The sequence below is a fragment of the Micromonospora sp. KC723 genome, assembly GCF_004348595.1.
GTDB lineage: Bacteria > Actinomycetota > Actinomycetes > Mycobacteriales > Micromonosporaceae > Micromonospora.
Window position 1 is genome coordinate 61,028 of record NZ_SMKD01000013.1, and the last position, 7,317, is coordinate 68,344.

The 7,317-nt window shown below is 73.0% G+C and carries 8 protein-coding genes; 1 reads left to right on the top strand and 7 read right to left on the bottom strand.

Annotated elements, in window-relative coordinates:
• Positions 1 to 17: 17 nt before the first annotated feature.
• The 4 genes from E1165_RS05575 to fabG form a co-directional block, all read right to left on the bottom strand.
• Positions 18 to 797 (bottom strand): HAD-IIA family hydrolase, encoded by a 780-nt coding sequence (locus E1165_RS05575; protein WP_132388387.1) that lies wholly within the window; start codon positions 795 to 797, stop codon positions 18 to 20.
• 32 nt (positions 798 to 829) lie between these two features.
• Positions 830 to 1,861 carry a ferrochelatase gene (locus E1165_RS05580; RefSeq protein WP_132388389.1) on the bottom strand — a complete coding sequence of 344 codons (1,032 nt, stop codon included), beginning with the start codon at positions 1,859 to 1,861 and terminating at the stop codon, positions 830 to 832.
• 71 nt (positions 1,862 to 1,932) lie between these two features.
• Complete coding sequence (gene fabI / locus E1165_RS05585; protein WP_132388391.1) at positions 1,933 to 2,700, bottom strand: enoyl-ACP reductase FabI; 768 nt, start codon at positions 2,698 to 2,700, stop codon at positions 1,933 to 1,935.
• 25 nt (positions 2,701 to 2,725) lie between these two features.
• Positions 2,726 to 3,430 carry a 3-oxoacyl-ACP reductase FabG gene (gene fabG, locus E1165_RS05590; RefSeq protein WP_132388393.1) on the bottom strand — a complete coding sequence of 235 codons (705 nt, stop codon included), beginning with the start codon at positions 3,428 to 3,430 and terminating at the stop codon, positions 2,726 to 2,728.
• Between the two features lie 397 nt (positions 3,431 to 3,827).
• On the opposite strand from fabG, the gene E1165_RS28825 reads away from it, so the two are divergent.
• On the top strand, positions 3,828 to 3,986 hold the full coding sequence (locus E1165_RS28825; protein ID WP_165945145.1) for a hypothetical protein: 159 nt from the start codon (positions 3,828 to 3,830) through the stop codon (positions 3,984 to 3,986).
• 57 nt (positions 3,987 to 4,043) lie between these two features.
• Here E1165_RS28825 and E1165_RS05595 read toward each other — a convergent pair whose 3' ends face one another.
• From E1165_RS05595 to E1165_RS05605, 3 genes are read right to left on the bottom strand one after another with little or no spacing between them, the layout of a single operon-like run.
• Entirely contained in the window at positions 4,044 to 4,994 is a 951-nt protein-coding gene (locus tag E1165_RS05595; RefSeq protein WP_132388395.1) for a VWA domain-containing protein, read from the bottom strand.
• A complete protein-coding gene (locus tag E1165_RS05600) occupies positions 4,991 to 5,989 on the bottom strand; it encodes a DUF58 domain-containing protein (RefSeq protein ID WP_132388397.1) in 999 nt (332 codons plus the stop codon). The genes E1165_RS05595 and E1165_RS05600 overlap by 4 nt, the downstream gene beginning before the upstream one ends.
• Positions 5,968 to 7,077 (bottom strand): MoxR family ATPase, encoded by a 1,110-nt coding sequence (locus tag E1165_RS05605; RefSeq protein ID WP_132388399.1) that lies wholly within the window; start codon positions 7,075 to 7,077, stop codon positions 5,968 to 5,970. Before E1165_RS05605 ends, E1165_RS05600 begins: the two co-directional genes overlap by 22 nt.
• Between the last annotated feature and the right edge of the window lie 240 nt (positions 7,078 to 7,317).

Sequence of the window (7,317 nt, forward strand, 5' to 3'; positions counted from 1 at the left end):
GGAGCCGGCAGGGCCCGTCAGATCTCGTCGATCAGGGCGGCCACCGAGTCGACGATGCGCGAGGGGCGGTACGGGTAGCGTTCCGCCTCGGCCCGGGTGCTGATCCCGGTCAGCACCAGGATCGTCTCCAACCCGGCCTCCAGGCCGCAGAGGATGTCGGTGTCCATCCGGTCGCCGATCATCGCGGTGGTCTCCGAGTGCGCCTCGATGGTGTTGAGCGCCGAACGCATCATCATCGGGTTCGGCTTGCCGACGAAGTACGGCTCCACCCCGGTCGCCTTGGAGATCATCGCGGCGACCGAGCCGGCGGCCGGCAGCGCGCCCTCCATGGACGGCCCGGTGACGTCGGGGTTGGTGCAGATGAACCGGGCCCCGTCGTTGATCAGCCGGACCGCCTTGGTGATCGCCTCGAAGCTGTACGTCCGGGTCTCGCCCAGCACCACGTAGTCCGGAGCGAAGTCGGTCAGGACGTAGCCGACCGCGTGCAGCGCCGTGGTCAACCCGGCCTCACCGATGACGTACGCGGTGCCACCCGGCCGCTGGTCGGCGAGGAACTGGGCGGTGGCCAGCGCCGCCGTCCAGATCGCCCGCTCGGGCACCTCGAACCCCATCCGGGTGAGCCGGGCCTGGAGGTCGCGCGGGGTGTAGATGGAGTTGTTGGTGAGCACCAGGAAGGGCTTGCCGGAGGAGCGCAGCCGGTTGATGAACTCCGGGGCGCCCGGCACCGGCTGGCCCTCGTGCACCAGCACGCCGTCCATGTCGGTGAGCCAGCTCTCCACCGGCTTGCGGTTCTGCATCATCTCGTCCAAGGGGTGTCGGGGGCGGTTGTTCAGGGGCGGCCGGCGGGCGGCACACAGCACGGCGTGGGGCAGGTGTCCCACATTGGCAGCTCGCCGAGGCGGCGGCGCAGCCGCTCCCCGCCGGGCGTGGTGCGCTCGGCCACCAGCTCGCGGACCATCGCCACGAAGCGCGGGTCGGTGCCCGGGGTGCCCGCCCGGACGAAGTCGAGACCGAGCTGCTTGGCCGTCTCCAGCGCCTCGGTGTCGAGGTCCCAGACCACCTCCAGGTGGTCGGAGACGAACCCGATCGGGCTGACCACCACGGCGGTCACGCCGGAGGAGGCGAGCGCGGTCAGGTGGTCGTTGATGTCCGGCTCCAGCCACGGCACCTGGGGCGGCCCGGAGCGGCTCTGCCAGACCAGGTCGTACGGTAGCTCCGGCGCGGCGGCGGCGTGCACCAACCGGGCGGTCTCCGCCAGTTGCGCGGTGTACCGGCCCCCGCTCGGGCCGGCGGTGTCCGCCGCCGAGATGGGGATCGAGTGGGCGGTGAAGACCAACCGGGTGCCGTCTCGCTTCGCGGGATCGAGCTGCGCCAGGGCCGCCCGCACCGCGTCGGCGTGCGGGTCGACGAAGCCCGGATGGTCCCAGAACTGGCGCAGCTTCTCGATCACCGGAGCGTCCGGGCCGACCGCGGCGCGGGCGGCGGCGATGTCCTCCTGGTACTGCCGGCAGGACGAGTAGCCGCCGTACGCGCTGGTGACGAAGGCCAACGCCCGCCTCACCCCGTCGTCGCGCATCCGCGCCACGGTGTCGGCGAGCATCGGGTCCCAGTTCCGGTTGCCCCAGTACACCGGCAGGTCGACACCGTTGGCGGCGAAGTCCGCGCGGATCGCCGCGAGCAGCTCCCGGCACTGCTGGTTGATCGGGGAGACCCCGCCGAAGTGCAGGTAGTGTTCGGCGACCTCGGCCAGCCGCTCCGGCGGAACGCCCCGGCCCCTGGTCACGTTCTGGAGGAAGGGCAGCACGTCCTCCGGCCGTTCCGGGCCGCCGAAGGAGACCAGCACCAACGCGTCGTACGCCATGGGCACATTCTCCCCCGACGGCCGTGACGGCCCGGCAACCACCCCGGGACGAGGCCGTTCCGCCCCCGGGGTCAGGCGCCGACCGCGTGGTAGCCGCCGTCGACGTGGACGATCTCGCCGGTGGTGGCCGGGAACCAGTCCGACAGCAGCGCCAGGCAGGCGCGGGCGGTCGGCTCCGGATCGGTCAGGCTCCAGCCGAGCGGGGCCCGCGCGGCCCAGGCCTGCTCGAACTGCTCGAAGCCGGGAATGGACTTGGCGGCCATGGTGCGCAGCGGCCCGGCGGCCACCAGATTACTGCGGATGCCCTGCTTGCCGAGGTGCATCGCCAGGTAGCGGGAGGTGGACTCCAGGGCGGCCTTGGCCACGCCCATCCAGTCGTACACCGGCCAGGCCTGGCTGGCGTCGAAGGTGAGCCCGACCACCGAGCCGCCCGGCGACATCAGCGGCAGCGCCGCCGTGGCGAGGGACTTGTACGAGTACGTGGAGACGTGCAGCGCGGTGGCCACGTCCTCCCACCCGGCGTCGAGGAAGCCGCCGCCCAGGCAGCTCTGGGGCGCGAAACCGATCGAGTGCACCACCCCGTCGAGGCCGTCGACGTGCTCACGGACCCGGTCGGCCAGGCCGGCCAGGTGTTCGGCGTTGGTGACGTCCAGCTCGATCACGGGAGCCGGCTCGGGCAGCCGCCGGGCGATCCGCTCGACCAGGGAGAGCCGGCCGTAGCCGGTGAGCACGACCTGGGCGCCGTTCTCCTGGGCGAGCCTCGCCACCGAGAAGGCGATCGAGGCGTCGGTGATGACGCCGGTGACCAGCAGCCGCTTACCGGCGAGCAGTCCTGCCATGGGAAGGGTTCCTCCGTACGTTTCTCTAGTGGCCCATGCCGAGGCCGCCGTCGACCGGGATGACCGCGCCGGAGATGTAACCGGCGGCGTCCGTGGCCAGCCAGGTGACCACGCCGGCGACCTCGTCCGGCTCGGCGAACCGGCCGGCCGGGATGGCCTTGCGGTACTCGGTGCGGCGCTCCTCGGGCAGCTTGGCGGTCATGTCGGTGTCGACGAAACCGGGGGCGACCACGTTCGCGGTGATGTTGCGGCTGCCCAGCTCCCGGGTGATCGACCGGGCCACGCCCACCAGGCCGGCCTTGCTCGCCGCGTAGTTGACCTGGCCGATGCCGCCGTAGAGGCCGACCACCGAGGAGATGAAGATCATCCGCCCCCACCGGGCCCGGAGCATCTTCGTCGAGGCGCGCTTGGCACAACGGAACGCGCCGGTGAGGTTGGTGTCGAGCACCCCGGTGAACTGCTCCTCGGACATCCGCATCAGCAGCGTGTCGTCGGTGATGCCGGCGTTGGCGACCAGCACCTCGACCTGGCCCAGCTCGGCCTCGACGGCGGAGAAGGCGGCGTCGACGGAGCTGCCGTCGGTGACGTCGCACGTCACGCCGAACAGTCCCGCGGGGGCGTCACCGCTGCGGTGGGTCACCGCCACCCGGTCGCCCTGCTTGGCGAAGGCCTGCGCGATGGCCAGGCCGATCCCCCGGTTGCCGCCGGTCACCAGCACGGTACGGGCCACGGGTCCTCCCTCTGGTCAGCTGATCTCTACGTCGGTCGGAGCCTAGGCGTTACCGGCAGGTAAGCCCTAACGGCGACGGGGTGGCGTCGCGCCGGCGACCGCCCGGCCCGGTGCGCGCCCCCACCGTCGAAGTTGTACGATAATCCGCGTTCGCGGCCCGGCATGCGGCCCGCGTACCCGAGCCCCGCCGACCCGCAGGAGGTGATCGCTGTGCGAGATAGCGATCCTCCCAGTCGTGGCCGGGCCCTCCGTCAGCCCCGCTGAGCCGCGACTCAGCCGGTCGAGCTGACCCAGCTCCCGCTCCCCGCACCGCCCGCCCCGGCCGTCCTGCCGGGGTGGCCGGCCCGCGCCGTCCCGCCGGACGCCGCGCGGTGGAGCACCCCGGCCACGACTTCGTGTGCGCGTCCTGACCAACCCCTGCGGTCCGCTCCCGCAACGCGGACCGTCCAGTCGCCACCGGAGCCGTCCCATGAGCCGTTACCTCGCCCCGCTGGGCTTCACCCTCGCCGCCGTCTGGGTGGCCGTCGTCTTCGTCCTGGCCGGCGGCGGGCACTGACCGCGCCGGCCGCCCGGCCGGGCCGGGACTCCCCGGCCGCCCGGCCGGGCGGTGGGTTCAGAGCATCCGCGACGTCCAGAGCAGACTCAGTCCACCCGCGCAGAGCGCCAACAGCAGCGCCACCCCGGCGTACCACTGGGTGATCTCGCGCGGCTCGGTGCGGAACCCGATCGAGCTGCCCATGTCCTGGTAGACCTGCTTCAGCTCGGATACCGAGGCGGCCTCGTAGAAGTAGCCCTCGGTGGTCTCGGCGAGTTCCGCCAGCGCCAGCCGGTCCACCGGCACCCGCTGCGGCTGGCCGTTGATGTCGACCTGTCCCGAGTCGGTGCCGAAGGCGATGGTGGAGACCGGCACGTTCGCCGCCTGCGCCGCCGCCGCCGCCTCCTCCACCGACCGACCCGCCGTGCGGTACCCGTCGGAGAGCAGCACGATCCGGGCCGGCGGGATACCGGCCGTCCCGTCGGCCGGCACCGAGCGGATCGCCTCCAGGCAGGTGAAGACCGCCTCGCCGGTGGCGGTGGACTCGGCCAGGGTGAGCCCGTCGATCGCGGTGGTCACCGCGTCCCGGTCCTTGGTGGGCGGGACCAGCACGTTCGCCGACTTGGCGAAGGAGACCAGGCCCAGGTTGTAGCTGGCCGGCAGCTCACCGACGAACTGTTTGGCCGCCTCCTGGGCCGCCTCCAGCCGGTTCGGCGCCACGTCGTCGGCCTGCATGGACAGTGACACGTCGATGGCGAGCATCACGGTCGCCCGCTCCAGGGGCTCCCGGGTGTCCACCGCCGGGCGGGCCATCCCGGTGGCGAGCGCCACCAGGGCGAGCAGGAAGGCGGTGGCCGCCGCGTGCCGCCGCCAGCCCAGACCCTTCGGCGCGACGGTACGCAGCAGCTCCACGTTGGTGAACCGCATGGCGTACGCGCGGCGGTGGCGCTGGCGCCACACATAGCAGGCGGCCAGGGCGAGCACCGGCAGCACAGTCAGCAGCCACCACGGTTGCATGAAACGGATCATCGAGTCGTCCCCCGGGTGCGGGCGTGCCGCTGCGCGGCCACGAATCGCACCATGTCCAGCAGCCAGTCTCGGTCGGTACGCAGGCGCAGGTGCGCGGCGCCGGCCGCCCGCACCTGCGCGGCGATCGCGTCCCGCTGGGCGACCGCCGCGTCGGCGTACCGCCGGCGCAGTCCGGCGTCGGCGGTCTGCACCTCGTGCAACTCCCCGGTCTCCGGGTCGACCACCGGCAGCACCCCCACGTCGGGCAGTTCCAGCTCACGCGGGTCGACCACCTCGATCGCCAGCACGTCGTGCCGGACCCGCAGCTTACGCAGCGGCCGGCCCCACTGCTGCGGCGGTGCGAGGAAGTCCGAGATCACCACCGCCAGGCCCCGCCGGCGCGGCGGCCGGTTCAGCATGTCCACCAGCGCCCCGAGGTCGCTGCGGCCGGGCCGGACCGGGGTGTGCGCCACGGCGCGGAGCAGGGCCTGCGCCTCCCGGCGACCGGAGCGGGCCGGGACCCGGGTCAGCGTCCCTGGCCCGGCCGGCGGCGGGGCGGCACGCCACCGGCTGGCCCGCGCGGGAGGCTCCGTTCCGCTGCCGATGACCGCGCCGATCCGGTTGCCGCCGCGGACGGTCAGGTGGGCCAGCGCCGCGGCCGCCGCGACCACCACGTCCCGCTTGAGCCACCGCCCGGTGCCGAAGTCGAGGCTCGCCGAGAGGTCGACCGCCAGCCAGGTCTCCAGTTCCCGGTCGGCCACGGTACGCCGCACGTGCGGCATGGTGGTGCGGGCGGTGACCGGCCAGTCCATCCGGCGTACGTCGTCGCCGGGCCGGTACTCGCGGGACTCCCCCGCCTCGCTGCCGGGGCCGGGCAGCAGCCCGGCGTAGTCGCCCTGGAGGAGGCCGTCGAGCCTGCGGGTGATCAGCAGTTGGAGTCGGGCGAGCACCGCCTCGTCGCGTTCGCCGACGGCCGCCGGACGCACGGGTGGGGTCACGGCCGCTGCCCGGGCCAGCCGGCCCCGGGCGGGGCGCTGACCGGTGCCGCCGGGGTGGCCTGCTGCCGGGGCGCGACCGACGGCAGCGGGATGGTCGACATGACCCGGTGCACGACGTGGTCGGCGGGCACGTCGTCGGCGAGCGCGTCGTAACTGAGCACCAGCCGGTGACGCAGGATGTCCGGGGCGATGTCCTGCACGTCCTGCGGCAGCGCGTAGTCCCGGCCGCGCAGCAGGGCCAGCGCCCGGGTGGCCCGGACCAGGCCGAGCGAGGCGCGCGGGCTGGCACCGTACTGGATGAGCCGGGCGACGTCCGGCATGCCGTGTTCGGCCGGGGTGCGGGTGGCCAGCACCAGCCGGACCGCGTAGTCGACCAGCGCGTTGTGCACGAAGACCTGGTCGGCCCTGCGTTGCAGGGCGATCAGGTCGTCGGTGGTGAAGACCTGGGCCGGTTCCGGCGGGGCCACACCCATCCGATAGACGATCTCCCGTTCCTCGGCGTCGGTCGGATAGCCGACGACGATCTTCATGAGGAAACGGTCCCGCTGCGCCTCCGGCAGCGGGTAGACACCCTCCTGCTCGATCGGGTTCTGGGTGGCCATCACCAGGAACGGCTCCGGCACCCGGTGGGTCTCGCCACCGATGGAGACCTGCCGTTCGCTCATCACCTCCAGCAGCGCCGACTGCACCTTCGCCGGCGCCCGGTTGATCTCGTCGGCGAGCAGGAAGTTGACGAAGACCGGCCCCAGCTCGACGTCGAACTTCTCGCTGGACTGCCGGTAGATGCGGGTGCCCATGATGTCGGCGGGGACCAGGTCGGGGGTGAACTGCACCCGGGCGAAGTCACCGCCGACCACCTTGGCCAGCGTCTCCACCGCGAGGGTCTTGGCCACCCCGGGCACGCCCTCCAGCAGGCAGTGCCCCCGGGCCAGCAGCGCGACAACCATCCGCTCGACCATCCGGTCCTGCCCGACGATGACCCGTTTGATCTCGAACAACGCCCGTTCCAGCAGGGTGGCGTCCTGCGCCGGGGTGCTCACCGGCGGGGGTGTGGCGGGAGCCGCCCCGTTCGGGTTGGGGGCGTCGGGCGTGGTCGGCTGGGCCACCGGTCCTCCACAGCATGGTCGGTCGTCGGGCGTGGTGCGTATCAAGACTCGCATGCCCGGCTGAGAGGCGGCGGAGGGAGAAGCCGATTCTCGCCACGCCGCCGGTGGTGGACGAATCGCTGAACGAGGGTGGACATGGAGGGGTCCTGCGCGTGTACGATTCACCCGTCGCCGGGCGGCTCCCCCCGTGGCCGCCCGGCGCTCACCCTTCCGGCACCGGCGGCCTAGACTCCCCCGGAT

Bases quoted from the DNA above. Each gene is read 5' to 3' on its own strand.
- E1165_RS05595 (WP_132388395.1), bottom strand. From the start codon at position 4,994: ATGATCCGTTTCATGCAACCGTGGTGGCTGCTGACTGTGCTGCCGGTG.
- E1165_RS05580 (WP_132388389.1), bottom strand. From the start codon at position 1,861: ATGGCGTACGACGCGTTGGTGCTGGTCTCCTTCGGCGGCCCGGAACGG.
- E1165_RS05575 (WP_132388387.1), bottom strand. From the start codon at position 797: ATGCAGAACCGCAAGCCGGTGGAGAGCTGGCTCACCGACATGGACGGC.
- fabI (WP_132388391.1), bottom strand. From the start codon at position 2,700: ATGGCAGGACTGCTCGCCGGTAAGCGGCTGCTGGTCACCGGCGTCATC.